The sequence below is a fragment of the Variovorax gracilis genome (genome assembly GCF_030317115.1).
In the GTDB taxonomy this organism is placed as follows: domain Bacteria; phylum Pseudomonadota; class Gammaproteobacteria; order Burkholderiales; family Burkholderiaceae_C; genus Variovorax; species Variovorax gracilis.
In genome coordinates this window covers 1-26,763 of record NZ_JASZYF010000051.1, presented here as the reverse complement: position 1 = coordinate 26,763, position 26,763 = coordinate 1, and the positions used below count along the sequence as shown (strand labels likewise).

Annotated in this window: 20 protein-coding genes; 4 read left to right on the top strand and 16 right to left on the bottom strand. The window is 65.1% G+C overall.

Translation table 11 applies throughout. The annotated features are described in order from the left end of the window. A partial coding sequence (locus QTH97_RS34965; RefSeq protein WP_286573237.1) for a hypothetical protein occupies window positions 1-433 on the bottom strand: 433 nt, incomplete at its 3' end. A 321-nt stretch (window positions 434-754) separates the two neighbouring features. Between QTH97_RS34965 and QTH97_RS34960 the strand changes: the two genes are divergently transcribed. Next, window positions 755-1,306, top strand: a complete 552-nt coding sequence (locus tag QTH97_RS34960) for an OmpA/MotB family protein (protein WP_286573236.1) — start codon at window positions 755-757, stop codon at window positions 1,304-1,306. Window positions 1,307-1,317: 11 nt separating this feature from the next. Here QTH97_RS34960 and QTH97_RS34955 read toward each other — a convergent pair whose 3' ends face one another. From QTH97_RS34955 to QTH97_RS34905, 11 genes are all read right to left on the bottom strand, one after another. Next, complete coding sequence (locus QTH97_RS34955) at window positions 1,318-2,016, bottom strand: nitroreductase (RefSeq protein WP_444813512.1); 699 nt, start codon at window positions 2,014-2,016, stop codon at window positions 1,318-1,320. Continuing rightward, complete coding sequence (locus QTH97_RS34950) at window positions 2,016-3,569, bottom strand: class I adenylate-forming enzyme family protein (protein WP_286573235.1); 1,554 nt, start codon at window positions 3,567-3,569, stop codon at window positions 2,016-2,018. The genes QTH97_RS34955 and QTH97_RS34950 overlap by 1 nt, the downstream gene beginning before the upstream one ends. A gap of 56 nt (window positions 3,570-3,625) precedes the next feature. Beyond that, entirely contained in the window at window positions 3,626-4,402 is a 777-nt protein-coding gene (locus QTH97_RS34945) for an SDR family NAD(P)-dependent oxidoreductase (RefSeq protein WP_286573233.1), read from the bottom strand. Between the two features lie 18 nt (window positions 4,403-4,420). Further along, a complete protein-coding gene (locus QTH97_RS34940; RefSeq protein ID WP_286573231.1) occupies window positions 4,421-5,578 on the bottom strand; it encodes an acyl-CoA dehydrogenase family protein in 1,158 nt (385 codons plus the stop codon). A gap of 27 nt (window positions 5,579-5,605) precedes the next feature. After that, window positions 5,606-6,847, bottom strand: coding sequence for a thiolase family protein (locus QTH97_RS34935; RefSeq protein WP_286573230.1), 1,242 nt, complete (start codon window positions 6,845-6,847; stop codon window positions 5,606-5,608). A 28-nt stretch (window positions 6,848-6,875) separates the two neighbouring features. Next, window positions 6,876-7,661, bottom strand: coding sequence for an enoyl-CoA hydratase/isomerase family protein (locus QTH97_RS34930; RefSeq protein ID WP_286573229.1), 786 nt, complete (start codon window positions 7,659-7,661; stop codon window positions 6,876-6,878). 102 nt (window positions 7,662-7,763) lie between these two features. Further along, window positions 7,764-9,134 carry an MFS transporter gene (locus tag QTH97_RS34925; RefSeq protein ID WP_286573228.1) on the bottom strand — a complete coding sequence of 457 codons (1,371 nt, stop codon included), beginning with the start codon at window positions 9,132-9,134 and terminating at the stop codon, window positions 7,764-7,766. Beyond that, window positions 9,131-10,597, bottom strand: a complete 1,467-nt coding sequence (locus QTH97_RS34920; RefSeq protein ID WP_286573227.1) for a coniferyl aldehyde dehydrogenase — start codon at window positions 10,595-10,597, stop codon at window positions 9,131-9,133. Before QTH97_RS34920 ends, QTH97_RS34925 begins: the two co-directional genes overlap by 4 nt. A gap of 45 nt (window positions 10,598-10,642) precedes the next feature. After that, window positions 10,643-10,909 carry a hypothetical protein gene (locus QTH97_RS34915; RefSeq protein WP_286573226.1) on the bottom strand — a complete coding sequence of 89 codons (267 nt, stop codon included), beginning with the start codon at window positions 10,907-10,909 and terminating at the stop codon, window positions 10,643-10,645. Then, complete coding sequence (locus QTH97_RS34910; protein ID WP_286573225.1) at window positions 10,906-12,630, bottom strand: GMC family oxidoreductase; 1,725 nt, start codon at window positions 12,628-12,630, stop codon at window positions 10,906-10,908. The genes QTH97_RS34915 and QTH97_RS34910 overlap by 4 nt, the downstream gene beginning before the upstream one ends. After that, window positions 12,627-14,990: an arylsulfatase gene (locus QTH97_RS34905; protein WP_286573223.1), complete on the bottom strand. Its 2,364-nt coding sequence runs from the start codon at window positions 14,988-14,990 to the stop codon at window positions 12,627-12,629. Before QTH97_RS34905 ends, QTH97_RS34910 begins: the two co-directional genes overlap by 4 nt. A 158-nt stretch (window positions 14,991-15,148) precedes the next feature. Between QTH97_RS34905 and QTH97_RS34900 the strand changes: the two genes are divergently transcribed. Next, complete coding sequence (locus tag QTH97_RS34900; RefSeq protein ID WP_286573221.1) at window positions 15,149-16,192, top strand: AraC family transcriptional regulator; 1,044 nt, start codon at window positions 15,149-15,151, stop codon at window positions 16,190-16,192. Here QTH97_RS34900 and QTH97_RS34895 read toward each other — a convergent pair. The 4 genes from QTH97_RS34895 to QTH97_RS34880 are packed head-to-tail and all read right to left on the bottom strand — an operon-like array spanning window position 16,148 to window position 22,949. Further along, window positions 16,148-18,634, bottom strand: a complete 2,487-nt coding sequence (locus QTH97_RS34895) for an efflux RND transporter permease subunit (protein ID WP_286573219.1) — start codon at window positions 18,632-18,634, stop codon at window positions 16,148-16,150. The genes QTH97_RS34900 and QTH97_RS34895 overlap by 45 nt on opposite strands. Next, on the bottom strand, window positions 18,634-19,704 hold the full coding sequence (locus tag QTH97_RS34890) for a WD40/YVTN/BNR-like repeat-containing protein (protein WP_286573218.1): 1,071 nt from the start codon (window positions 19,702-19,704) through the stop codon (window positions 18,634-18,636). Before QTH97_RS34890 ends, QTH97_RS34895 begins: the two co-directional genes overlap by 1 nt. A gap of 11 nt (window positions 19,705-19,715) precedes the next feature. After that, window positions 19,716-21,080, bottom strand: a complete 1,365-nt coding sequence (locus tag QTH97_RS34885) for a DUF1329 domain-containing protein (RefSeq protein WP_286573217.1) — start codon at window positions 21,078-21,080, stop codon at window positions 19,716-19,718. Between the two features lie 33 nt (window positions 21,081-21,113). After that, window positions 21,114-22,949 (bottom strand): DUF1302 domain-containing protein, encoded by a 1,836-nt coding sequence (locus QTH97_RS34880; protein ID WP_286573216.1) that lies wholly within the window; start codon window positions 22,947-22,949, stop codon window positions 21,114-21,116. Between the two features lie 613 nt (window positions 22,950-23,562). Between QTH97_RS34880 and QTH97_RS34875 the strand changes: the two genes are divergently transcribed. Continuing rightward, a complete protein-coding gene (locus tag QTH97_RS34875; protein WP_286573215.1) occupies window positions 23,563-24,978 on the top strand; it encodes an IS1182 family transposase in 1,416 nt (471 codons plus the stop codon). A 462-nt stretch (window positions 24,979-25,440) separates the two neighbouring features. Continuing rightward, window positions 25,441-26,478: an ABC transporter substrate-binding protein gene (locus tag QTH97_RS34870; RefSeq protein WP_286573213.1), complete on the top strand. Its 1,038-nt coding sequence runs from the start codon at window positions 25,441-25,443 to the stop codon at window positions 26,476-26,478. Window positions 26,479-26,763 lie beyond the last annotated feature (285 nt).

The window sequence follows — 26,763 nt, the reverse complement described above, 5'->3', positions numbered from 1 at the left end:
GCGCCTGCTCGATGGTGCCGGCGGGGTCGTACTCGACCGGTACGCCGACCACGTCGGCGGGGAGCGCGGGAAACGGCTGGGGGTACGCCCTGAACGCGGCCGTGTGGACGATGGGAGCCCCTGGGAACAGGCGCGCGCGCTGGCGCAGAAGGAAGTCGAGCGACTGCCTTGCCACGGCAATGACGACATCGGGCGGCCTTGCGGCGTACTTGCGCTGCAGATAGGTCGCGACGGTGTCTTCGTAATCCTCGCCGACGAACTCGGGATAGTCGAGGAACTCGGTGAAGACCTCCACCGGTCTGGCGGCGGTGTCTCGGATCGCGCCCCTCAAGCCGCGCTCGACGTCGACGTTGGCCGGCACGAGGCGGCCATTGGAATAGAGCACCAGCACGTTCCGGGCGTCGGCGGCCATGCCCGCAGGGGCGAGCAGCATGCAGCAGATCGCGACGAGCCACCCAGGCCAGCGTCCACCGTGAATACCCATCGTTCGATCACATTGCAAGTGTCGGGACATGGATGATCCACGCTACGCACCCGCAAGTCCACTGCCCTTTAGGGCAATCGCCTTGCCCAAAGGCTCGCACCGGAACGGTGCGAATGCAGAAAGAATCGCGTGGGGACCTTCCCTTTCGGGCAAGCGCATTGCCCCCGGACCCCATTCTCAGTGACCTCCGGTCGGGTGAAGATCGTGATGACGATACCGAGCGCAAGACAGTGCCGCATCGTGTTTGTTCAACCACCGTGGAGAGAAAGCATGCAATCAATCAAGCTCAGCCTGGTGCTCTGCGCCGCCTTGATGGCCGCAGGTTGCGTGACCGACAAGACCTACAACACCGAAGTGCAGAAGGCCAATACCTACGCCGCGCTCAACCAGACGCTGTCGAGCGAGCTGAGCAGCGACCAGGCACAGATCACGCAGTTGCAGAACGAACTCAAGGTGACGATGGTCAACGAGATCCTGTTCCCCGAAGGCGGCTGGACACTCAGCCCCAAGGGTGAAGCGACGCTCGCCAAGATCGCACCGACGCTGTCCAACCTGCCTGGCCAGCAGATCATCGTCCAGGGCTTCACCGACAACGAGCCCATCGGGCCGGCCCTGCGGGGCCGGTTCCCGTCCAATCTCGAACTCTCGTCGGCGCGCGCGGACAACGTCGCGCGCTTCCTCACCTCGAAGGGCGTGCCGCAGAACTCGATCTCTGCGCAGGGCTTCGGCGACGCGCGCCCCGTGGCGAGCAACACCACGCCGCAGGGCAAGGCGAAGAACCGCCGCGTCGAGATCGTCATCTCGGCAGCCAACCGGCCGTAGCTGTCGCCCGTCTAGAACCCGCTGAAGCGGCTGAAGTTCTCCACAGGTTCCCGCTCGGCACGCAGCCGGTTCTCCGCAGCGCCCGTGTCGGCATGGCCGAGCGCCATGCCGCACACCACCATCTGGTGCTCCGGCAATTCCAGGACTTCGCCGACGATGCGGGGATACATGGCCCACGCCATCTGGGGACAGGTGTCGAGGCCGCGGGCACGGGCCGCGAGCATGACGTTCTGCAGGAACATTCCGTAGTCGACCCAGCTGCTGCGGGCCATCCGCCGATCGACCGTGAAGATCAGGCCGACCGGTGCATCGAAGAAGCTGAAGTTGCGGGCGTGCTGTCGTTGCATCGCGGCCTTGTCGCCCTTGGCAATGCCAAGCAGTGCATAGAGCTCGAAACCGTTCCTGCGACGCCTTCCGAGGTAGGGCTCGACGAACTCGGGCGGATAGATGTCGTACTCTGGCTCGTGCTGGCCCGGCTCGTGGTGGAACGCGTGCAGCACGCGCTCGCAGAGTGCGTGCCTGGCGGCACCCGCCAGCGCGATGACGTGCCACGGCTGGGTATTGGTGCCGCTGGGTGCGGAAGCCGCGACGTCCAGGATCTCGGTCACCGTCCGCTGCGAAACCGGTGTCGCCGCGAAGGCGCGAACCGATCGACGCCCTCGCATGGCCCCGTCGACTGCATCGACCGCACTCACGGCGCAATCCTGCATCAGACCGCTCGCCACTGGTCACCCCAGAATTTGGCCCGGACGTCCTTCTTGAGCAGCTTGCCGACCGCGCTGCGCGGCAACGTGTCCCAGAACTCCACCGTCTTCGGCGCCTTGACGCTGCCCAGTTGATCCTTGCAGAGTGCGATCAGCTCGGCCTCGTCGAGCGTTTGCTCGGGCTTGAGTTGCACGACCGCCTTGACCGCCTCGCCCCACTTCTCGTCGGGCACGCCGACGACGATGCAGTCGAGCACCGCAGGGTGGCCCTGGATCAACTTCTCGATCTCGACGGGGAAGATATTGAAGCCGCCAGAGACGATCATGTCCTTCATTCGATCGACGATGGTGACGAAGCCCCGCTCGTCGACGACGCCCACGTCGCTCGTATGGTGCCAGCCGAAGGTGGAAGCCGCCGCGGTGTCCTCGGGCTTCTTGTAGTAACCCTGCATGGTCATCGACGAACGCACCACGATCTCGCCGCGTTCGCCGGCGGGCAGGAGCTTGCCTTCTGCATCCATGATGCCGACGCGCACGACGCGGACCGGCTTGCCCGCCGCGCGCACTGCGTCTTCGTCGAAGCTGCCGTCGCTGCGGAGGTAGTCCGAAGGACGCTTCACCAGGATGGGGATCAGGGTTTCGGTCTGGCCGAAGCCTTCGTACATCACCGGGCCGAACATGCGCACGGCCTCCTTGAACTTCTCGGGCGCAATGGGCGCCGCACCCACGATGAAGCACTTCAGCGAGGAAAAGTCCGTCGTCTTCGACCTGGGATGGGCCATGAGCGCATAGACCGCGGTCGGCGGCAGGAACAGATGCGTCACCCGCTCCTTCTCGATCGTTCCGAGAACGGCCTCGGCGTCGAATCCAGGCAGGACGATGGTCGCGCATCCCCTGACGGCCAGTCCGAGAACGATCAAACCGGCGGCATGCGTCAAGGGAGCGATCACCAGGTGCCTCGACTCGGCAGTGACGTCGAATTCCGTCGACACTGCCAGGCCCATCATCTCGAGCGTTCGATGCGTGTGCACCGCGCCCTTGGACGGGCCGGTGGTGCCGCCGGTGGGCTGGAGGAAGGACACCGTCTCGGGGTTCTCCTGCTCGTTGCGAAACGGACGCCAGCAATCCGCCATCCACTCCTCCATCGACGGGCCATGCTCGGATGCGCGATCGATGCAGACGTAGAGCCTGGCCTTCGACAGCCTGGCCTTCAGTTGCGGCACGCTGCTTTCGAAGTGGCTGTGGAAGAACACGACGTCGGCGTCGAAATACTCCAGCACCTCGGCATTGGTCTCGACCGTGTTCTTGATGTGCACCGACAGCCACGCCATGTCCGCGAGGTTGATGCCCAGGTGCAGTAGCGTGACCCGGTAGTCGTTGGGGCTGTAGATCGCCACGTGGGGACCTGTGCCCGCCTGCTTCTCGCGCGTCAGCGCGTTCGCGATGGCATGCACGGTCTTCTGCGCTTGCGCAAAGTCCATTCGCGTGTCGCCATCGACGAAAGCGAGGTTGGCGGGGTACTGCGCAGCCGCGCCGTCGAAGTAGTCAGCGATTCTCATGGTGTATGTCTCTCTTTGTGGATGGAAGGGTCTGCCGTCGTCGAAGCGATGGCGCCTTACTTCGAACGCAGGCGGGCAGCGCCGTCCAGGCGAATCGTTTCGGCGTTGACGTAGGCGTTCTCGACGATGAAGGCGCAGCAATGCGCGAACTCGCGCATGTCGCCCAGGCGGCGGGGCGCTTCCATCTGCTCCTTGAGCGACGCGAGCACCTTCTCGTCGAGACCGGCGACCATCGTGGTCAGGAAGAGCCCGGGGGCGATGGCGTTGACGCGCACGCCGATGGCGCCGAGTTCGCGGGCGGCCGGCATGTTCATGCCGATGATCGCGGCCTTGGACGCGGCATAGGCGGCCTGGCCGATCTGGCCTTCGTAGGCCGCACCGGAGGACACGTTGATGACGACGCCACGCTCTTCGCCGACCTCCGCCTCGTTCTTCGCCATCTGCTCCGCGCATTTGGACATCACGTTGAAGACGCCGTTGATGTTGACCGCGGTGATCTGCGCGAAGCGGGCCAGTGGCGCCGCCTTGCCTTCCTTGCCCAGTACCTTGAAGCCGGTCGGAATGGCAGCGCCATTGATGCAGACGTGGATGGCGCCGTAGCGGTCCATCACCGCGTCGACGGCCCTCTGCACCGATGCCTCGTCGCTAACGTCGGTCTGCACGAACATTGCGCTGTCGGCGCCGAGGTCCGCCACGGCCGACTCGCCCGCTTCGACGTTCACATCGAAGATGGCGACGCGCGCGCCCTTTTCCTTGACCATGTAGGTGGCCGTGGCCAGGCCGAGGCCCGATGCACCGCCGGTGATGACGATGACTTTGTCCTTGATTCGCATGATGTGTCCTTGGAAGGCTTAGAAAGCGTTGACGCCGGTGAGCGCGCGCGCAATAAGGAGTTGCTGGATCTGCGTCGTGCCCTCGGGGATCGGCGCGACGATGGCCTCGCGGGCCAGCTTCTCGACCAGGAATTCCCGAGTCACGCCGTTGCCGCCGTGGATCTGCACGGCCTGGCGGGCGATGGTGACGGCGGCCTCGCAAGCGAAATACTTGGCCATCGCGGCTTCCATCTCGGCGGGCACGCCGGCTTCGATCATCGAAGCGGCGCGATAGACCAGCAGACGCGAAGCATCGACCTGGGTCGCCATCTCGGCCAGCATTGCGGCAATCAGCTGATGGCCGGCGATGACCTTGCCATGCTGCTTGCGGTCAGTGGCGTAGCGCACCGACTCTTCGAGCGCGCGCCGGCCGATGCCCAGCCCCTGCGCCGCCACGAACACGCGCGAGCGCTCGAACATCGACAGCGTGTTCTTCAGTGCCTCGCCTTCGTTGCCGATCATGTTCGACGCTGGCACGCGCACGTCGTTCAGGAAGATCTGCGCGGTCGACTGGCTGTTCCACGCGATCTTGTGGATGTCTCGCACCTCATAGGGATGCTCCTTGCGATCCAGCAGGAAGTGCGTCAGGCCCCGGCGCGGATCGTCGCCGGTGCGGCAGGTGCAGATCAGGAAGTCGGAGTACGAGCCATTGCTGATCCAGGTCTTCTCGCCGTTGAGGATGAAGTGGTCGCCGTCCCGGCGTGCACGCGTCTTGATCTCGAGCACGTTGGAGCCGACATCAGGCTCCGAGATGCCAATGCTGCAGAAGAGCTCGCCGCTGACCAGGCCCGGCAGGTAGCGCTCGCGCAGGTGCGCCGGGGCGAGCTGCTGGACCATGTAGGCGCCAAAGGAATTGATCAGCACCGGCACCGACAGGTCGGCAGAGGTGGTGGCGACTTCCTCGAACAGCATGATCATCGTCAGCCAGTCGAGGCCCATGCCGCCGTGGGCTTCGTCGACCGTGCCCGAGATCAGGCCGAAGCGGGAAAGCTGGCGCATGATCGCGCCCATCTGTTCCTTCGGCACGAACTTGTCGCGGTATTCCTTGCTGAAGATCGGCTCGATCTCGGCGTCGAGAAAGCGCTTCAGGCCGTCGATCGCTGCCAGTTGCTCTTCGGTTCTGATGACATGTCCCATTGATTGCTCCGTATCTGTCTAGTCGGGTTATTGCTTGGCCAGGATCGTGATCGCCGCCACGGCTTCCTCGATGCCATAGAGGCCACCGCCGTTTTCCTGGATAGCGATGCGGGCATCGCTGACCTGGCGCTTGCCGGCCTCGCCGCGCAATTGCATGACCAGCTCGTGCAGTTGGCCCAGGCCGGTGGCGCCGATCGGATGGCCCTTGGACTCCAGGCCACCCGACGGGTTGATCGGAATGCGTCCGCCGATCGTGAAGTCGCCGCGCTCGGCAGCCGGGCCGCCTTCGCCGAAGCCGGCCAGCATCAGCGACTCCGCATTCAGGATCTCGCCCATGGCCGTCGCGTCGTGCACTTCCGCCACGTCGACGTCCTCGGGCGACACGCTGGCCTGCTCGTAGGCCTTCTTCGCGCCGAGGTGCGCCACGATCTTGTGCGGCTCGTCGATGCCGCGCGAGCTGCCGGTCTGCACCACGCTGGCCAGTACGCGCACCGCTCGGCCGGCGGCCCCGTTGATGCGCTTCAGCCCTTCGGCGTTGCACAGGATGACCGCTGCGGCGCCGTCGCTGATCGGCGAGCACATCGGAAGCGTCAGCGGATAGGTGATCGGGGGTGCCGCCAGCACCTGCTCGATGCTGCAAGCCTCGCGGTATTGCGCGAGCGGGTTATGCACAGAGTGCTGGTGGTTCTTGGCCGCGACGGCGGCAATCTGGCGCTGTGTGGTGCCGTAGGTCTGCATGTGCTGCCGGCACAGCGCGGCGTAGACATCCATGAAGACGCTGTAGGGCTTCTCGGACATCGTGCCGGCCGGAGGCACCACGCGATGCCCCATCGCGAGCAGCGTCGCCTTGTTCTGGTCCACCGTCGAGACATCCCAACCGCCGTCGAAGGCGCTGAACATCTTGGCCTTGTCGGGAATGTTCATCTTCTCGGCACCGACGGCCAGTGCGATGTCGCAGCTGCCCGAGCGCAAGGCCATGGTCGCGAGATTGAAGGCAGACGAACCCGAAGCGCAGGCGTTCTCGACGCTGAACACGGGAACGCCCTCCAGTCCCAGCCGACGCATGGCGATCGGTCCGGGGATGGCGGTCTGGCCCTGGAACTGGCCGTTGGTCAGCGTGGCGTAGAAAGCCGAGCCGATGTCCTCGACCGTGCACCCTGCATCCGTTACGGCCAGCAATACGGCCTCTTCCACCATGTCGTAGACCGTGCGGTCCAGGAGGCGGCCAAAGGGCGTCATGCCCACGCCGACCACGTAGATGTCGTTCATTGATTCAGTCCTTGTGTGATCGAGCCACTCAGCGGCCCGGGAAATTCGGTGCGCGCTTCTCGGCGAAGGCCGTCAGGCCTTCGTGGAAGTCGGCGGTTCGCATGTGCTGGCGCAGCATCACCTGCTCGTGCAGTAGCGCGTCGGTGCCTGTCTTGTCGGCCGATGCACGCGCCACTTGCTTCATGCGACGCAGGGCGATCGGGCTTTTCTGCGCGATGTGGCGGGCCAGCACGAGCGTGGCTTCCGCGAGGCTGGCGTCGGGATGGACTTCGCACACCAGGCCGCAGGCCTTCATCTCGGCCGCCGAGAGCGACTTGCCGGTCATGAGCAGGTACATCGCCATGTTCAGCGGGATCAGCCGCGGAAGGATGGCGGCACCGCCGGCACCTGGGAAGACGCCGAAGTTGGCGTGCGCGTCGGCGATGGTGGCGCTCTCCGCAGCCACCACGATGTCGGCGCACATCGCGAGTTCGAGCCCGCCGGCCATCGTCACGCCGTTGAGCGCCGCGATGACAGGCTTGGGGAAGGCGCGCAGCGCGCCGAACACGACGTTGGCGCGGTCCAGGAAGTCGGCTTCACCGGGGGCGAGATCCGCACCCGCAAGCACTTCCTTCAGATCGGCTCCGGCGCAGAACGCGGGACCGTTACCGGTAATCACCAGCACGCGGATCTCGTCGTTTCTTGCGATGTCGGCGAGGCCGCGCTCCAGTTCGGCGAGGGTCGCCAGGTTCAGGGCGTTCATGGCCCTGGGGCGGTTCAGCGTGATGCGTGCAACCGGGCCAAGCGCTTCGAACAGCAGGATGTCGTCATTCATGATGTCTCTCTTTTTCCACTTCCAGCAGGGGTCAGAAACACACTGCAATGTGGTTCTGAAGTCGATGGAGGGATGCTAAAAGTGGCGCCTCTCGGCCACAGGTCATTGCAGAGGATTCGCCTGTCCGGACGATGGAACGGGGCCAAGTCGCGGCAGGGGCGACGGACGAAGCAGTCGATCTGGCTCGGGCGGCGCGACGTTGCGAAACCGCGCGGCATCGCCTTCGTAGGCACGCGACGCGAGAAGAAACAGCCCGGTCGCAACCAGGGAGATCAGCGGAGCGATCGTGAGCGCCGTCTTCAGATCACTCATGTCGGAGATCAGGCCCGCGACGAAGGGGCCAGGCGCCAAGCCCAGCAGGCTCGCGCCCAGCACCGCGGTCGCGGTCACCGTGGCACGCACCGCCGGATGCGTGACGTCCATGACGATCGCCACCGCACACCCGCCGTGCGCAACGGCGAACACCGCGCCCACCACGATCAGCCCCAACGCCACCGGACCCGGTGACATGGAGAAGCCCGATGTCAGCATCACGCCGCAAATCAGCGTGTAGGCGGCTGGGACGATGGCTCGGTAGCGCGGACGGCCTTTGCTCAACCGATCCGCAACGCCGCCGCCGAAGAGCACGCCGACGCCCGCGACGAGCACGACCACTGCCGCCATGAGCGCCGCCTTGTGCGGTTCGAACGCATAGGACCGAATGAGGAAGGTCGGCATCCACGCGATCAGAATGGATGGGATCGCCATCTGCAGGCCGAATGCCAGGAAGGTCAGGTTGCCCGAGCGAGCGACGAACACCTGCCGCACGAGTTGGCATAGCGGCACTACCGCGTTGCCGTGATCGCCCGCCACGAGCCTGGGTGTTTGGTAGTCGCGCACCACGAAGGGGTACGCCAGCGCCAGCAGCAGGCCCGGTGCTCCGACCACGAAGAACGCGGTCCGCCAGCCGAACTGGCTCGCGACGGCGCCTCCGATCACCACACCGAGGACCGATCCGAACAGACCCGCCGACTGGAATGCGCCCTGGATGGCCGCGCGCCTGCCGATCGGAAAGGTGTGCGCGAGAAGCGCAGCGCCTGCTGCCGCATACGCAGCCTCGCCGACGCCGACCAGGGCGCGAGCGACCAGCAATTGCGTATAGCTGGTGGCCAGCCCGCAAGCGATGGTCGCCAGGCACCATACGAAGGCCATGAGCGTGATGCTCTTCACCCTGCCCCACCGATCGGCCATCATCGACATCGGGATGGTCAGGACGCCGACCACCACCGAGACGACGCTGACCAGCGCACCGAGTTGGGAGTCCGACACGCCCCAGTCCGATTTCAGGAACGGGAACACGGCACCGATGACCTGGCGCGAGAGATAGTCCGACAGCATCAGCCCGAAGGTCAGCGCGAAGACGGTCCACGCATAGGCGCCGACCGGCGGTGTCGCCTCGCCGGAGGCCGCCGCACTGTTGCCTGGCTCGATCATGTCGTGGCACTCCCCGCAGTCGGGGTGCCCTCGGCGGAGATCGAGCCGCTCTCTCGCTTGCCGAGAAACAGCTTCAGGGTCAGCCGGTGCACCCATGACCCGTAAGGCGGATGGAACAGATGAATCGGAAAGAACCGATGCACCGTGAAGACGGACTTTGCATGCGAGAGCGAGCGGAATCCCTCGGGGCCGCGCCAGCTCCCGATACCGGAATTGCCGGTGCCGCCGAAGGGCAGGTCGCATTGGAAGACATGCCACGCCCAGTCATTGACTGTCATGCCGCCTGCATGCACGTCGCGCGTCAATCGCTGCAGCTCGGCGGGTTCGGTGCCGAAGTAGTAGAGCGCCAGCGGACGCGGCCGCGAGGCGACGAACGAGACCGCCTGCTCCATTGAATCGCACGCGACCACGGGGAGGATCGGGTTGAAGAGCTCCTCCTGCATGATGCGCATGTCAGGCGTCACACCGGTCACGATCTGCAGCGGGATGATGCGTGCGCCGTCGCCCGCGCCGCACGAAGTCACAGTGGCACCCTTGGCCACGGCATCGGCCAGCAGTTCCCGGGTGCGGTCCGCATGGCGGTCCGACGCCATGCTGGTGTAGTTCGGGTCCGAGACCGGATCGGCGTACATGCGCTCGAACGCGCGCGCCGTGGCGGCGACGAATTCATCGAAGCGCTCGCGCGGCACCAGCGCGTAGTCAGGGGCCACGCAGGCCTGTCCGCTGTTGAAGGCCTTTCCGTGCGCAATCGACCGCGCGACCACGGCCATCGAGGCGGAACGCCCGACGATCGCGGGAGACTTGCCGCCGAGCTCCAGCGTGACCGGCGTCAGGTTTGCGGATGCGGCGCGCATGATGTGCCGGCCGATCTCCGGCGAGCCTGTGAAGACGATGTGGTCCAGCGGCAGGCTCGCGAAAGCCCGACCGATCTCGACGCCCCCGCCGAAGACCGCAACCTGGTCCTCGGGAAAAATCTCCGCCAGCATCCGCCGCAGGACCGCCGTGCTGCGCGGCGAGAACTCCGACATCTTGATCATCACCCGGTTGCCCGCGGCGAGCGCTGTCACCAGCGGCCCGATGGATTCGATCACGGGGAAGTTCCACGCAGCGATCACCCCGACGACGCCCTTGGGCTGGTAGACGACCTTGGCCCTGTTGGTGAGGAACATCCAGTCGACAGCACGACGCTGCGGCTTCATCCAGCGTTTCAGATGCGACAGCGCGTGGTCGATCTGCACGGCCGGGCCCAGTACGTCCAGCATCTTGCATTCGAACTCCGAGCGGCGGCCGAAGTCGTCGCTCATCGCGCGGGAGAGTTCGTCCTGGTAGCGCTGCAGGGCGAGGCGCAGCGCCTTGAGATGACGGGTGCGGTACCCGACCTCGGGATACGGCACTGCCAGAGCGGCCTTGCGCTGCTTCGCCAGCGTGGCGTTCAATGCCTCGATGGTGTCGTTGGTTCTCATGGTGTCTCCGATGTCTTTTTGAATTGAAGCCGCGCGTCGACGCGCCTACTTCCTCCTCAGCGGCATCCAGTGCAGCAGTCCGAACAAGAACGTCAACAGGACACTGACGGCCAAGGGGCCCCGGTACCGGCGCACGTACCCGAAGACGAACGGAAGTTCCAGCGCATGAAAGGACAGGAAGACGAGCGCGATCAGTTGCATCGCGCTGGCTAACCCGTCCCGCAGCCATCCGGCGAGGCCGGCCAGAGCGACGGCATAGACCACGAGGCATACCGTCTTCAGGAAGGCCGTCACCACGGCGTCGAGGCTCACGCCGCCACGGCGGACAGACTCGCCGTGGGCACCGTGGTCGCCTGCACCGGTGCAGCCGGTGCGCCGGTACGCATCCTGCGTGCGGTGGCCTTGATCATGTCGGCCGCTTTCTCGGCAATCATGATGGTCGGCGCGTTGGTGTTGCCCGAGACCAGGTCCGGCATGATCGACGCGTCGACCACGCGCAGGCCCTCCACGCCCTTCACGCGCAATTGCGCATCGACCACGTCGTCAGGCCCGCTGCCCATGCGGCATGTGCCGACGGGGTGGTAGGCGCAGTCGGCGTGGTCGCGCACGAACTTCTCGATCTGCGCGTCGGTCTGCGCCCACGCCGAGTTCTTCGACTCTCTGCCGCCGAAGCGGGCCAAGGCGGACTGGCGCGTGATGTCGCGCAGGCGCTTGAAGCCACGCACGAGGCAATCGACATCGCTTTGTTCGGACAGGAAGTTGGTGTCGATCAGCGGTGGCGCCATCGGGTCCGCACTCGCCAGCGACACGCTGCCGCGGGATTTCGGACGCAGCATGCAGGCATGCAGCGAGTAGCCGTTGCCGAACAGGATCTTGCGACCGTGGTCCATGATCTTGGCGACGACGAAGACCATCTGCAGGTCCGGCACAGTCTCTTCGGGCCGTGTCTTCATGAAGCCGTTGCCTTCTGCGAAGTTGGAGGTTAGCACGCCACGCCGGTAGCGGCGCCAGTCGAACAGGCCTTTGAGCACCGCCCACGCACCGCTGAACGAAAGCCCGAGCAGCCCGCGAGATGCGCCGGCTTCATAGCTGTGAACCACGTCGATGTGGTCCTGCAGGTTCTGCCCGACGCCCGGCGCGTCGTGGACGACCGGAATGCCGTGGCGCTTCAGGGTCGCGGCCGGGCCGATGCCCGACAGCATCAACACCTGCGGCGACTGCAAGGCACCCGCGCACAGCAAGACCTCGCGCCGCGCCGCGAGCAATCGAACGGCACCGTTGGCGTCCCGGTATTCGACGCCCACCGCGCGCTTGTCTTCCATCACGATGCGCGTGGTTCGAGCCTTCGTGACGACCCGCAGGTTCGGCCGCGCAAGGTTCGGCGTCAGGAAGCCTTTCGCCGCGCTGCAGCGCTCGCCGTTCTCTTGCGTGAGCTGCGTCAGGCCCACACCCAGCAGATGTGCGCCGTTGAAGTCCGGATTGCGCGGATGCCCCGCCTGAACGGCGGCCTCGACGAAGGCCCGCGCATACATGCTGGGCTCCATCACGTCCGCCACGTTCAGCGGACCTCCGGCGCCGTGGTATTCGGAAGCGCCCCAGAACTCGTTGTTCTCGGACTTCCTGAAGTACGGCAACACGTCGGCGTAGCTCCAGCCGGTATTGCCGGCCGCGGCCCAGCGGTCGTAGTCACTGCGGTCGCCGCGGATGTACATCATCCCGTTGATCGAGCTCGATCCGCCCAGTGCCTTGCCGCGCGGCTGGTAGCCGATGCGTCCATTCAAGCCTTTGTTGGGCAGCGTCTTGAACGCCCAGTTGAAGATCGGGTACGGCAGCACGATCGGCAGGCCCGAGGGGCACTGGATCAGCGCGCTGGTGTCCGCCGCGCCGGCCTCGAGCAGGCACACCGTCACCGCCGGGTCCTCGCTGAGCCGGGCCGCGAGAACGCAGCCGGCGGAGCCGCCGCCGATGACGATGTAGTCGGCCGCCTGCGGGTCGAGCTGCACCGGCTTGAAAGTTCCTGGTCGTTTTGTCATGGGGTGTAGACGATGTGCACGTCGCCGATGCATCCGTTGAAGCGGAACGGCGCGCGGTCGTAGTAGTCCAGCGAGACCGGCGAGCCGAGGTTGGTGCCGATGTCAAGCGTTTCACTGGCCGTGAAGCACAGGGGTGCGGTGAACGGGACCGTGCCGCGGGCCACTTCAATGCCGTCGACGCGCATGACGAGGGTGGCGGGTGCACCGGGCGCGGGGCCGGCGAGAAGGGTCTGCAGCTCGAACCGATGCGGTCCGGCCGCGATGGGCCCTGCGCTCCGAAGCTTGGTACGCATCACGCTCAGGCTGTTGTATTCGTAGTGCAGATGTCCGGCGTCCATGTAGAGCACGAGGCCACCGGCCACGCCGCCGAGCGCGTACAGCACGCCTTCGCCCATCGCAGGAACCTCCACGTCGAGCGACACCTTGTTGCTGCGCGCGCGCAGATTGGGCGCGCAGAACTCAGGCAATCGCGTGACTTCCAGATTAAAGTGCCATTCAGTCTGCGTCGTTCCGATGCGTGCCGAGGGATTCAACAGCGGGCCAAGGCCGGCGCCAATCGGGTAGACGTGATTGGCGCGAGCCTCTTCGTCGAACTTGCGCTGCAATTCGGCCAGCTTCTCGGGATGCTGACCCGCCACGTCCGTCGCTTGCGAATAGTCGCTGCCGAGCCGGTACAACTTCCAGACGTCCTCGTTGGGATGCCAGTTCGCGTACGCCGCGGCAGTGGCCGAGAGCCACGGCAGGCGCGGCCCGAAGACCGACGCCATCCATCCATCGGCGTAGATGCCGCGGCTGCCGAAGATCTCGAAGTACTGCTGCGCCTTGCGCGTCGGTGCCGACGCATCCGCGAAGCTGTAGGCGAGGCTGAGGCCGTCCAGTGGATCCTGCGTCACGCCGTTGACCGTCGCGGGCGGCGCGATGCCGATGAGTTCGTAGATCGTGGGCGCGATGTCGTTGACATGGTGGAACTGGCCGCGCACTGCCGCGTCGGCCGCAATGCCCTTGGGCCACGACACCGCCATCGGAACGCGCGTGCCGCCGAAGTAGCCGGCGACCAGCTTCGTACCCTGGAACGGGCTCTCGCCCGCCCAGGCCCAGCCGGCGTGGTACATGTTCGCGACCTTCGGGCCACCCAATGCCTGCAGGCCGCCGTATTCCTCTTCGAGGATCTTCATCTGCTGTGCGAACGGCACGGGCACGCCGCTGATCGACAGGATCTCGTTGATGGTGCCGCCCGCTCCTTCGGCCGATGCGCCGTTGTCGGACAGCACGTAGAAGACCAGCGTGTTGTCGCGCAGGCCCAGGCGTTCGAGTTCGTCGATGACCTTGCCTGCCTGCACGTCAGCGTGCTCCAGGAAGCCGGCGTAGACCTCCATCAGCCGCGCCTGGTACTTGCGCTCAGCCTCGGGCAGGCTCTCCCATGCGGCGAGCGTGTCCGGGCGCGGCGTCAGCTGGCTGTCCGCCGGGATCCAGCCCATCTCGACCTGGCGCCGGAATGCCTGCTCGCGGTAGGCGTCCCAGCCCGCATCGAACTTGCCCTTGTACTTGTCTGACCATTCGCTGAAGACCTGATGCGGACCATGAACCGCACCTGGCGCCCAGTACATGAAGAAGGGTTTGTCGGGCGTGAGCGCATGCTGTTCGCGCAGCCACCTTCGGGCCTGTGCGGCAAGGTCTTCGCTGAGGTGGTAGGTGGGGTCGCTCGGTGCTTCGATCGGCGTGGTGTTGCGATAGAGGCTGGGCTGGTACTGCGAGGTTTCCGCGGCGATGAAACCATAGAAATGATCGAAGCCGCAGCCCGTGGGCCAGCGGTCGAAGGGCCCGGCCGCGGAAGTCTGAAGGGCGGGCGTGTTGTGCCACTTGCCGAACGCGGCGGTGCTGTAGCCGTAATGCTTGAGCACCTCGGCGATGGTGGCCGAGCTCTTCGGTATCTCGCCGGTGTAGCCGTCGAAGTCACTCGCGAATTCGGTGATCGTGCCGGACTCAACCCGGTGGTGGTTACGCCCGGTCAGCAGCGATGCGCGGGTGGCCGAGCAGATCGCTGTGGTGTGGAACGCGTTGTAGCGCAGCCCGGTGTCGGCGATGCGGCTCAGCGTGGGCGTGTGGATCGCGCCGCCGACCGTGTCGGCATGGGCGAATCCGACGTCGTCGAGCATGATGATCAGCACATTGGGCGCATCAGCACGCACAGGCGACGACCTGGTGCGCCACTGATGCGTCGACTGCGCAAGCGTGCGACCAGCCACGCTGGCTGTCGGCGTCTGAGCGAGAGGAAGGTGTTGTGGCAGGGGTGCGTCGGGCCATGCGCCCTTTGGCGATTCGTTCGCCTTGTCCGCGTGGTCGCGGGAATCTTGAGTCATCCGAGGTCTCCGGTTTTCTTGGCTGCGATGCTGGAGGTCCAGTCTAGGAATGGGTGCTGCACGACGCCGGTCTTTGACGTCAAATCGGTGGTCCCTGCGGCGCCGAAATCCGGGCAAACGTCATTGTCAAAAGACGCACGGGCGGCGACCATCGGGTCATGAACGTCCCCCAGCGTGCGCCAGGCCCGCCACTGCAAGAACCCACGACGATCGGTGGCTACGTGCTGGCCATCTCCAAGGCGCTCCAGGCCAGCGGGGTCGACAGCACCCGGGTGCTGAAGGCGGTCGGCATTCCATTGACGATGACCAACGACCCGATGAGCCGGCTGCCCGTCAGCACGCTCACCCGGCTCTTTCGCGCCTGCACCGATGTCACGGGCAATCCGTACTTCGGGCTGACGGTGGCGCGCTTCATTCACATCTCGAACCTGCATGCGCTGGGCTACGCGCTGGCGGCCAGTGCCAACCTGATGGAGTTCTGCCAGCGGCTCGAACGCTACTTCAGGCTCGCCTCCCAGACCTGCGAGATCAAGGTGGTCGAGTCAAAGGACGAGCTCGAACTTCGCATCAGGCTGCTGGTCGACGTGTCCGCCGAAACGGAGGACGCCTTCCTCGGCTTCGTCGTACTCGCGATGCGCCAACTCTACAAGCCCGAGTTCAATCCGCTGCGCGTGGCGCTCTCGCATCCACCGCCGCGCGAAGACATCGCGCCGTATGAAGCGCTCTTCCGCGCGCCGGTCAGCTTCGGGCAGTCGGACCCGATGCTGGTGCTGCCTCGTGCCGATATTCACAACCCGCTCATCGGTGCCTGCGCCGAACTGGCGCAGCTCAACGACAACCTTTCGAACACCTACCTGGCTCGGCTCGAGAAGGACGACGTCGTGACCCGCGTGCGGCAGAAGATCATCGAGTTCCTCCCGAACGGCAGTTGCACCCGCGACAAGGTGGCCAGTGCCCTGGCGATCAGCCCGACCACGCTGCAGTTCAAGCTGTCGGAACGCGGCACCAGCTTCCACGAGTTGCTGGATGCGACGCGCAAAGAGCTGGCTTCGGGCTACGTCCAGCAGTCTTCGCTGTCGATCACCGAGATCACCTTCCTGCTGGGCTTCAGCGACACGAGCAACTTCACGCGCGCGTTCAAGCGCTGGCAGGGTGTCTCACCCACCTCGTTCCGCGACGGCGAGAAAGCGGTCAGCGCCTGAAGACTCGGCGATCGCCGCACGCTGAAAGTGCCTGTCGTTCAACAGGAAGTGCGACAGCGCCGGGATGAGCACGAGCGCGCCGACCATGTTCCAGACGAACATGAAGGTCAGCAGGATGCCCATGTCGGCCTGGAACTTGATGGGCGAGAAGGCCCAGGTGATGACCCCGGCGGCCAGCGTGACGCCGACGAGCGCGACGACGCGGCCGGTGAACATCACAGCATCGCCGTAGGCGCGCGCCAAGGTCAGTCCTCGCCGCTGGCCCGCGAGTTGCACGGACAGCAGGTACAGCGCGTAGTCCACGCCGATGCCCACCCCGAGCGCGATCACCGGCAAGGTGGCGACCTTCACGCCGATGCCCAGCCACACCATCAGCGCTTCACAGAGGATGGAGGTCACCACCAGCGGGATCACCGCCACCAGCACCGCGCGCCATGAGCGGAAGGTCAGGAAGCACAGCGCAATGACCGCCGCGTAGACGTAGAGCAGCATCGTGCGATTGGCCTGATGCACCACGATGTTGGTCGCGGCCTCGATCCCCGCCGAACCGGCCGCCGGCAGGATCTGCACCACGGCCGGATCGGTCGGATGGTCCTTGACGAAGTTCTCCACCACCGCGAGCACCTTCTGCAGCGTCTCGGCCTTGTGGTCCGACAGGTAGGCCACCAGGGGCATTACCGAGCACTCGGTGTTAAAGAGTTCCGGGTTGTTCACGGTGGCCTGCTGCGCGCCGTAGTTCAGCACGTCCTGGTTGCGGCTGATGGTCAGCCACTTGGGGTTGCCCTCGAAGGAACCGGCGGTGATCTGGCGCACCACGTCCTGCAGGCCCTGCGTCGCGCGCACCTCGGGCAACTGTTGCAATTCCCACGCGAGCCGGTCGACGTGCGCCAGGGTGTCGTACTTGAGGCAGCCTTCCTTCGGCGTCTTCACGATCACGGCGAAGAGATCGCTGGACAGCGAATAGTTCTTCGTGACGAAGGCGTTGTCGCGGTTGTAGCGCGAGTCGGGCCGAAGCTCCGGCGCGCCGGGGTCGAGATCGCCCACCTGCAGCTGCAGGCTCACCGCAAAACCACCGACAGCGAGCGCCAGCGAACCCAGGACCGCGGCGAGCGCCCAGCTGCGCTTGGCCGCGAAGTTGTCGAGCAAGCTCCAGAAGCGCCCTCCCTGACCTGCGGCCTGCTCCCGCTCCACCTTCAGGCTGCGCTCGGCCGCAGCCGGGCTCACACCGACATAGGACAGCAGCACCGGCAGCAACAGCAGGTTCGTGAAGATCAGCACCGCCACACCGATGCTCGCGGTGAGCGCAAGTTCACGGATCACGGGGATCGGGATCAGCATCAGCACCGCGAAGCCGACCGCGTCCGCCATGAGCGCCGTGACCCCGGCCAGGAAGAGCCGCCGGAAGGTGTAGCGCGCAGCCACCAGCCGGTGCGTGCCGCGGCCGATGTCCTGCATGATCCCGTTCATCTTCTGCGCGCCATGACTCACGCCGATGGCGAACACCAGGAACGGAACGAGCATCGAGTAGGGATCGAGCTCCAGCCTGACGAGTCGCACAAGCCCCACTTGCCACAGCACCGCGACCAGCGAGCAAGCGAGCACCATCGCCGTGCTGCGCACGCAGCGCGTGTAGCCGTACAGCAGCAGCCCGGCGATGACGGTAGCCGCGCCGAAGTACATCATCACCTGCAAGAGGCCATCGAGCAGGTCGCCGATGATCTTGGCGAAGCCGATCACGTGCACCTTCACGCCCCAGGGCTTGCCGTCGGGGGCGAGGCCGCGCTCGTACTTGTCGCGGATCTGGCTCTCGATCTCGCGCGAGAGCCGCCAGTAGTCGAGCCGTCCGTCCTTGCCGCCGTCGAGCAGCGGCGCGACGATGGCGCTGGACTTGAAGTCGTTGGCCACGATGCTGCCGACCAGGCCCGCGCGCGCGACGTTCGTGCGCAACTTCTCGACACTGGCGCTTTTGCCGTCGAAGTTGTCGGGCATCACGGGGCCACCCTGGAAGCCTTCCTCGGTCACCTCGGTCCAGCGCGTAGCCGGGGTCCACAGCGACTTGACCCAGGCGCGGTCCACGCCCTGCGTAAGGAACAGGTCGTCGTTGATGTGCTTCAAGGCTTCGAGGTAGCGGGCGTCGAAGATGTCGCCGTTCTCGTTCTCCACCACCACGCGCAGCGTGTTGCCCATGCCGCGCAGTTCGCTGCGGTTCTGCAGGTAGTTCTGGATGTAGGGATGACCCACGGGGATCATCTTCTCGAAGCTGGCGTTGAGCGAGACGCGGGTGGCGAAGAAGCCGAGCACCAGGGTGGCGACCAGGCAGGCCAGCGTGACGAACAGGCGGTGATTGAAGACCGCGCGCTCGAGCCAGTTGCCCGAGTCACGCGGGAAATCGGGAAGCTCGCGCACGACCGGCATGCGGTCGAGTCCTGAAGAGGGGGCCATTACTTGTCCTTGGAGGTCAGGTCGATCGGGCGCAGGCCGCGCGGGCCGCCGAGCACGAGAGACGAAGTGCTGGCGAAGGCGACTGCGGCCAGCGGCACTTGCGAGCGCAAGGACGAGCGTGCGAAGCTGAGCCCGCCATCGATGCTGAGGGCGATGCCGCCGCTCTGGTCGACCAGCGCCACGGTGCCATTGGTTGCGACGGCGCCGCCGACGATGCTCGCGTCCAGACCGGTGTGGACCGCATTCCAGGTAGCACCTTCGTCGGTGCTGATGAAGGCGTTGCCCCGCATCCCGAAAGCCAGCACGCCCGCCTTGGTCGCTGCCAGCCCGAAGTAGCTGCCCTTGTAGGGCGAGGTCAGTTCCCGGAGTCGCTGCGCATCGCGGTCGAGCTTGAGCAATAGCCCTCCTTCACCGGCGATGTAGATCGAGCCGCGATGGGCGCGGATCGCGTAGAGATTGAGCAGCCCCGGGTTGTCCGCGCGATCGAACCACGGCTCCCAGGTCTTGCCGCCATCGGCGGTGCGCAAGATCAGGCCGTAGGCGCCCACCACGAAGCCTTCGTTGGCGCTGGTGAAGCACAGGTCGAGGAAGGGCTTGTCGGGGCCCGCCTCGGCATTGCGCTGAGCCTCGGCCAACAGCTTCTTGTCCTGTTCGCTCGCATCCGACGCGGCGGCGCGGCGCTGCATGTGTTCGAGCACCAGCCTGTTGACCTGGCGCCCCTCGATCAGCCGTGTCCAGCCGTGGCCGCCATCGCGCGTGCCGAGCACGACGCCGTCGTGGCCGGTCGCATAGCCCACCTTCGCATCCACGAAGCTCACGGCCGTGAGGTCCGAGCTGACGGGCACCAGGGCTTGCACCCACACGCGGCCGCCGTCTTCGGAATGCACGATGTGGCCGCGCTGGCCGACGGCGACCAGGCGCTCGCCGGCCCGCGCGATGCCCGTGATGAGCCGCTGGGCGGCCAACGGGCTCATGCCCGCCGGACGGTCCAGCACTTCGCTGGCCGCCGTCGCCGTGCCGGAAGCCGCCAGCGAGCCGAGCGCCGCCAGCAGCATGCTTCTGCGTTGCACGCCGACTCCGGTCAACGCACGCCGGAGCCGGCCAGCGCGTCGGCCGACCAGGCGGTGGCCGACATCGGGTCCGTGTACTTCAACCCGACGCCGTACGCGCCCATCAGGCCCGTCATGTTGTAGCCGCCGGTGGTGAAGTCATGGAACGACTGCCCCATGCTCGCCGGCGCCGGCACTTCATACGAAGGGTTCGTGTAGACGAAGCCCGCGCGATAGAGCTGCCCGCGCGCGTCGTACTGGTCCGACGCCACGGCGATCCAGCTGTCCTCGTCGACGTAGAAGGTGCGCTTGGCATAGATGTGGCGCTTGTCGGCCTTCAGCGTCGCCTCCACCACCCACACGCGATGGGCTTCCCAGCGCACGTAGTCCGGGTTCAGGTGGTTCGGTGTCGTCACCGCATACGGGTCCTTGGCATAGACCAGCTTGAAGGTGTTGTAGGGGACCAGCATTTCCTGCTTGCCCACGAGCTTGAAGTCGTAGCGGTCCATCGCGCCGTTGAAGACCCAGGCGTCGTCATAGGTCGATGCACCCGCTGCGCCGGGGTTCGGGGTGTCATAGGCGATGTCCGGTGCGAGCTTCACGCGGCGCTGGCCGGGCAGGTACTGCCAGGCGCGACGGCCGTTCTTCATCGGGTTGATGTAGTCCTGCGCGAGCAGTGCTTCGCCCGCGCGGCGTGCCGGCGCCGTGTAGGCGATCTTGGTGCGGAAGTAGATGTCGTTGTCCGCCGATGCGCTGCTGCGCTTGGGGTCGTAGTACGGGTAGTCCATGTAGATCTGGCCCGTGGTGGCGAGCACCGCCTTGCCCGACGAGTCGACGTTGATGGAGTCGTACTGCGTGTAGTAGCTCTGGCCCGTGTAGCGCAGCAGGTGGTTCCACATCACCTCGTTGCCGGTCTTGGGGATCGGGAACGGGATGCCCGCGAAGGTGCCTTCGAGGCCCAGGCCGTCATCGGTGGTCTTCACGGCGGTGGCGTTCTTCACCGTGTTGTCCAGCACGTACTTCGGGAAGGCCATCGAGCGGTGCGAGGGGTACACGTCCACGCGCATGGTCGGGTACTTCTTCAGCAGCTCCTTGGTGCCGGCGGTCAGCTTGCCTTCGTACTGCGCCATATTCTGCGCGGTGATGGCGTAGAGCGGCTTGTCGGCGGCGAAGGGGTCGGGGCGGATGCCCGAGCCCTTCTCGTAGCCCGCCGGAGGCGTGGTGAGGCCGCCGGTGTACTCGGGGATGCTCTTGTCGGCGTTGCCCGCGCGCTCGGCGCCGGTCTGCGTGAGGGTGGTGCCGAGCTTCTTGGCTTCGTCGGCGCCGACGGCGGCCAGCGAGGCTTGGGCGGCGAGCGCGAGCAGCGCGCCGGCCCACAGGGGGCGTGTTGTCTTCATTGAATGTCTCCGTGAGGTTGAGGTGAGGACGACTCAGAAGGTCGTCTTGAAGGTGAGCAGCACATGGCCGCGGTCCGCCAGGCTGGCGTAGGTGCCGTTCGGGACGTTCATGGCCCCGGCCGGCGTCGTGCTGTAGTCGCCGTAGAAGCCCACGTAGCGCAGCGCGAAGTTGTATTTGGACTGGACGTCGGCGGCGATGCCGATGCCGTAGGAGCCGGCATTCTTGTTGCCGCCGGTCAGCACGGCCGAGTTGCCCGAGATCCCACCCGACCAGCTCAGCGGCATCGACAGGTCCACGCCCGGGTACACCTGGTACCAGGTCGGCGTGAAGTTCAGGCCGAGGCCGAAGAAATTCTTGCTGACCGCATCGACGTTGGCCGGGTTGGCGCGGTAGGCGTCGCTGCCCTTGAAGGCGCCGGGGTTCTGCGAGACGCTGAGCCAGTGGCTCCACACCAGTTCGGCGTTCCAGGTCGCGCTGTCGAACAGCGGCGTCTTGGCGACGGTGCCCAGCAGGTTGAACACGCCGTGCATCGTGTCGCCGCGTGCGCCGGGCGTGTCGCCGCCGAGCTGGCTGAGTTGCGCCAGCGAGATCGCCCCCGTGGCCGGATTGACCAGCGGCGCGGGCAGCACCTGCACCGGCACGCTCTGCAGCGGCATGTTTCGGCGGTAGCTCAGTTCGGCACCGAGGCTCAGGCCCGCAACGTTCTTCGCGAGGCTCACGCCATAGATGTCGATGTCGCGCCCGTAGAAGGCCTGGTACTGGCCGACGTACCCGGTCTGGATCATCGGCAGCGTGGCCGCGCCCGGATTGATGTAGCAGGTGCTGGGCCCGACCGGGCGCAGTCCGGCGCGCGAGCAGGCGGCGGCGGGCACACCGGCGGCCACTGCGGGCATCAGCGCCAACTGCGGCTGGATGTCGGCGGTGCGGCGGCCATAGAGGCCGGCCGTGCCGTCCAGCCACTCCGGGCTCCAGCGTGCCGCCAGGCCGAAGTCGCCGGTCTTGTTGGGCTCGGAATTGGTGGCTTGCAGCAGGCGCTGGCCGGGTCCGGCGATGAGCGATTCGCCGCCGTGCAGCAAGGCATCGTTGACGGTCAGGTAGCTGCCCGACTCCGGGTAGCGCGCGCTCTCCCAGTCGAAGAAGGTCTGCGCGGACAGCGACAGTTCGGCCGTGGGCTGCACTTGCAAGGTGGCGGAGTTGCGCGGCCGGTAGAGTTCCTTGGCCTCGATGCCGGGCGTGGCCAGCGCCTTCCACAGGTCCAGCGAATACTGGCCGTAGGAGATGCCGTTGACGGCACCGCCGCCCAGCAGGCTCTCGCCCCAGTACACCGTGTGCTTGCCAAGGCGCAGGCCCACGTTGGTGTCGCCGATGTCGGTGTTGCCGAAGACGAAGGCATCGAGCAGCTCGCCCGAGGGGCCCTTCGCGTAGCGGCTGGTGTAGGGCGACAGGATGCCGGCCGTCGGCACGCCGAAGGACAAGGTGTTGGCAGTGGCGTTGTTGCGGTTGTCGAGGTTGTTGTAGGCCGGGTCGGCCCAGGCCGTGCCGCTCACGCGAAAACCGTACTTCTTGTCGACCACCAGGTCCATCTCGCTGAGCAGGTCCAGACGGTTCGCGATCAACGAGTGGTTGTCGAAGTTGCGGTCGCCGTCATCGAAGTTCGGATTGCCCAGGATCGCCTTGTCCTGGCTCTGCGTGCGCTGGCCGAGGTTGTAGCGCAGCGTGTTGTCCCAGCGCAGGACGACGTCCGGGTTGCCGGTGTCGATCTCCATGGCATGGGAAGCCGGGACGATGGCGAACAAGGCAAAGGCAGCAATGGCGACAGCAGTGCGGCGGAAAGTGGCGACGGAACTGATCGAAGGAGGATTGAGCAAAGGAATGTCTCTTCAGAAGGTTTTTTTCGACATCGGGATTCGCCCCGCTCCAAGGGGATCGGGAGCGGCCCGGATCTTTTTTGCAATCAGGCCGCCAGAGGCGGCGCCATGTGCAGACGCTGCACGAGTTGACCCTTCGGAAACCTGATGGCTCATTCTGTTGAGCGTTCGGTCAACTCGCCGGTCTTTGAAATCAAATCGCTGGTCCCGCCGACGCACGAGCCGGAAAGCACAACACGGAGTTGGAACGGCCGCCCCGTCGACTAGCGTTCCTGTTTCGCTTCGGAAGTGCGCATACGCGCAACGAGAATCTGCAGGGAGTTCCGCACAGATCGCGCTCAAAGGCCGCTTCAGGCGGAAGCGGAAGTACACGCACTAGATCGAAGGACGGGATCGGGCCCGGAATTGCCGTCGAAAGGCAGACCGGGGAATGCCGTTCTGCAGCGAGAGCAGCCGAAGAGGAGGGCAGGGCGGAACCGCTACTTCGTGCCCGTTGCAGACATCGGCGTGGGCTTGTCGAACTGGAGCAACCGGCCAATTCTGTTGAAAAACTCCCTGGAAATTTGCTTCGTCTCGACTATGTTGGAGGCATCTCACCGAGGAGTGCATCGACATGATGGGTCATCAAGGGGGCGTGCAAGACAAGCTCTTCTACTCGTTCAACCTTGACGATCATGTTCCGCGAAGTCACCTGCTAAGGGGCATCGATCGGGTCTTTGATCTCAGCGATTTGCGCCACCATCTCGCGCCTTTCTATAGTCACACTGGACGGCCATCAATCGATCCCGAATTGATGATGCGCATGCTGGTCGTGGGCTACTGCTTCGGAATTCGTTCCGAGCGTCGGCTCTGCGAAGAGATTCACTTGAACCTGGCCTATCGATGGTTCTGTCGGCTTGGCCTGGAGGACGCAGTCCCCGACCATTCGACCTTCTCCAAGAATCGGCACGGGCGCTTTCGCGATAGCGACGCATTGCGCAACGTCTTCGAGAGTGTGCTGCGGCGCTGCATGAGCGAAGGCCTTGTACGTGGTGAAGGGTTTGCGGTGGATGCCAGCATCATCAAGGCGGACGCCAAACGCGGTCGCGGTGGCGTGGGAGCCGACACCACCGAGTGGAGCAAGGGCGATGGGCCAAGCCGCGCTGTACGCGAATACCTTGCCGCCTTGGAAGAGAGCAATCCGACGGTCGACGATTCCAATGACCCGCCGGGACCTTCGACCTCTGAGAAGAACATTTCGCTGACCGACCCTGCAGCGCAATGGACGGCCGCTCCAGGCGGCCCTGCCTTCTACGCCTACTCAACAAACTACCTGGTCGACTTGCAGGCAGGAATCATCGTGGACGTCGAGGCAACGCCTGCGCACCGCACATCCGAAGTGGAATCAACCAAGACGATGATCGATCGCGTGGAGGAACGCTTCGGCATGAAGCCCCATCGCCTGGTTGGCGATACAGCGTATGGAACAGGCCCGATGCTCGGGTGGATGGTCGAGTACAAGGGCATCACGCCGCATGTACCGGTGTGGGACAGGAGCGAGCGCAAAGACGGGACGTTGTCGAGCAGTGAGTTCCGCTGGGATGAGCAAGCCAACGAATATCGCTGCCCGCAAGGCCACGCACTCCTAAGTGATCGCCGCCAGTTCACCAAGCCGCGCACGCATATCACCAAGGCAGGAACGGTCCGCTACAGCGCGAGTCAGCATGACTGTATGGCATGCCCAATGAAGCAACAGTGCTGCCCCAACATGCTCAGCCGAAGGATCACCCGCAGCGTGCATGAGCGATCACGGGATGTCGCTCGGGAGCTCGCCGACACGCCGCAGTACAAGCAGTCACGGCGCGATCGAAAGAAAGTCGAGATGCTCTTTGCGCACCTCAAGCGCATTCTCATACTCGATCGGCTGCGTCTACGAGGATTGAGCGGTGCACATGACGAATTCTTGTTGGCGGCAACCGCTCAGAACCTCAGACGCATGGCGAAGCGACTGATGCCAAGCGTACAAGCAATGCACTTCAGGACGGCGTGAAAACGCCCGCAGGAGCTTCGCGAACGATTCGATCCTGCTGACCAACTCGAAACCCCAAAAAGCTAGTGCCACGTATCGCGAGCGCCCAGCGTTCGAGACGAGTTTTTCAACAGAATTGGCCCAATACAGACATCTGCGTGAGCTTGTTTAACTGGAGCAACCGGCCGTTTGTGGCGGATGGCCTACAAACCATAGGTCGTCCCAGACGGAGACCAATCTACCTTCGTCCAGTCGCCATCCGGAATGAACGCTTCCAGGCCGTTCATCGCTATGCGACCACTTCGAGCGGCGTGTCCCCGGTCGAGTCACGAAGGAGCAAGACGGTGTCCATGCTTGAGGATAGGCGATGAAGGGGGCGAATTCGTCGAACTGGGGGGCGCCTGGCGCCACAGCCTATGAGGGACGGCTTGCAAGGCCGCCCTTGTAGGCGCACCATTTGCCAGCTTCGCACTGGAGGGCATTGTGATCGATGCGGACACCATCGGACGCTGGACCAGAGTCAAGCTGCGACGGCCAGGCGTCATCGTGTCGATGATGTTCGCGGCGGCGGTCGCGACCGATGCACTGGCGCAGACTCCCTCGCGACTCCCGAGGATCGGAGCTGTCGTTAGTAGCTTTGATGAGGCGCAATTTCGCAGTAACTCCGCTTGGAAGTCGCTTCTGGCCGGCCTAGGGGACCAGGGCATGGCCGAAGGGCGAGACTTCAAGCTCGATCTGCGCTTTGTCGCTGGGCGTCCGGAGCTATTCGAGCAACTGACGCAGGACTTGGTCAAGTCTCAGGTCGATTTGATCGTCGCAGGGGTCTGTGGCGCGCCGCTCGACGCGGCGCGGCGCGCGACCGAGACGATCCCGATTGTTGTGCCGACCTGCAACGACGACCTGGTCGAGCTGGGGATTGTCAAGAGCTTCAAGCACCCCGGCGGCAACATCACGGGTATGTCGAAGCTGACACCTCAACTAGCAACCAAACGTCTCGAGCTCCTGCTGCAGGCGGCCCCAGGGGCGAAGCGTATCGCCGTTCTGTGGAACCCGGGGTACTCAGAATTCAAGGCCGACTGGCGCGAGTTGCGCGGCGCGGCGCGCGTGCTTGGTGTAACACTCGTGCCGTTCGAGTTTCGCACGGTCGACGACCTTGAGCCGGTTATGGACGCTATCGCCGCTGAGCGCCCGGACGCGCTCATGATGTTTAGCGATGTGATTGCCTACGCCTTTGCTGCTCGCATCGCCAAGCTGGCTGGTGAGCGGCGGCTGCCGGCGATCTTCGCATTCCGCGAGGTGCCAGACGCCGGTGGACTCATGTCGTACGGGCCGAACATTTCCGGGATGTGGCGCCAGTCGGCCAAGCAGATCGCGCGGATTCTCCGGGGCGAAAAGGCTGGAGATTTGCCCATCGAGCAGCCGACCCGTTTCGAGTTGGTGATCAATCGCAGGGCCGCTACCAATCTCGGGGTCGCCATCCCGCCATCCTTGCTGCGACGGGCTGACGCTGTGGTGGACTGACAGACAGACGCACGCGGTCCCGCCGGATCACGAACGACTCGCCACCAATTGGAAACTGAACGGTAAGTCCATTCTTAAGGCTCAGGTCTGAGGCTATTTCAGCCAACGGCGGCTCGACTTGAATTTTCATCGGCTCCTCACATGTCGGCTTTTGGCCGAACTGAGCCACGGGAGTGCAGCGAGAGCAGCCGAAGGGGAGGGCAGAGCGGAACTGCTCCTTCGTGCTGCCCAATGCCGACATCTGCGTGAGCTTGTCGATTTGGGGCAAACGGCATGACCTGTCAT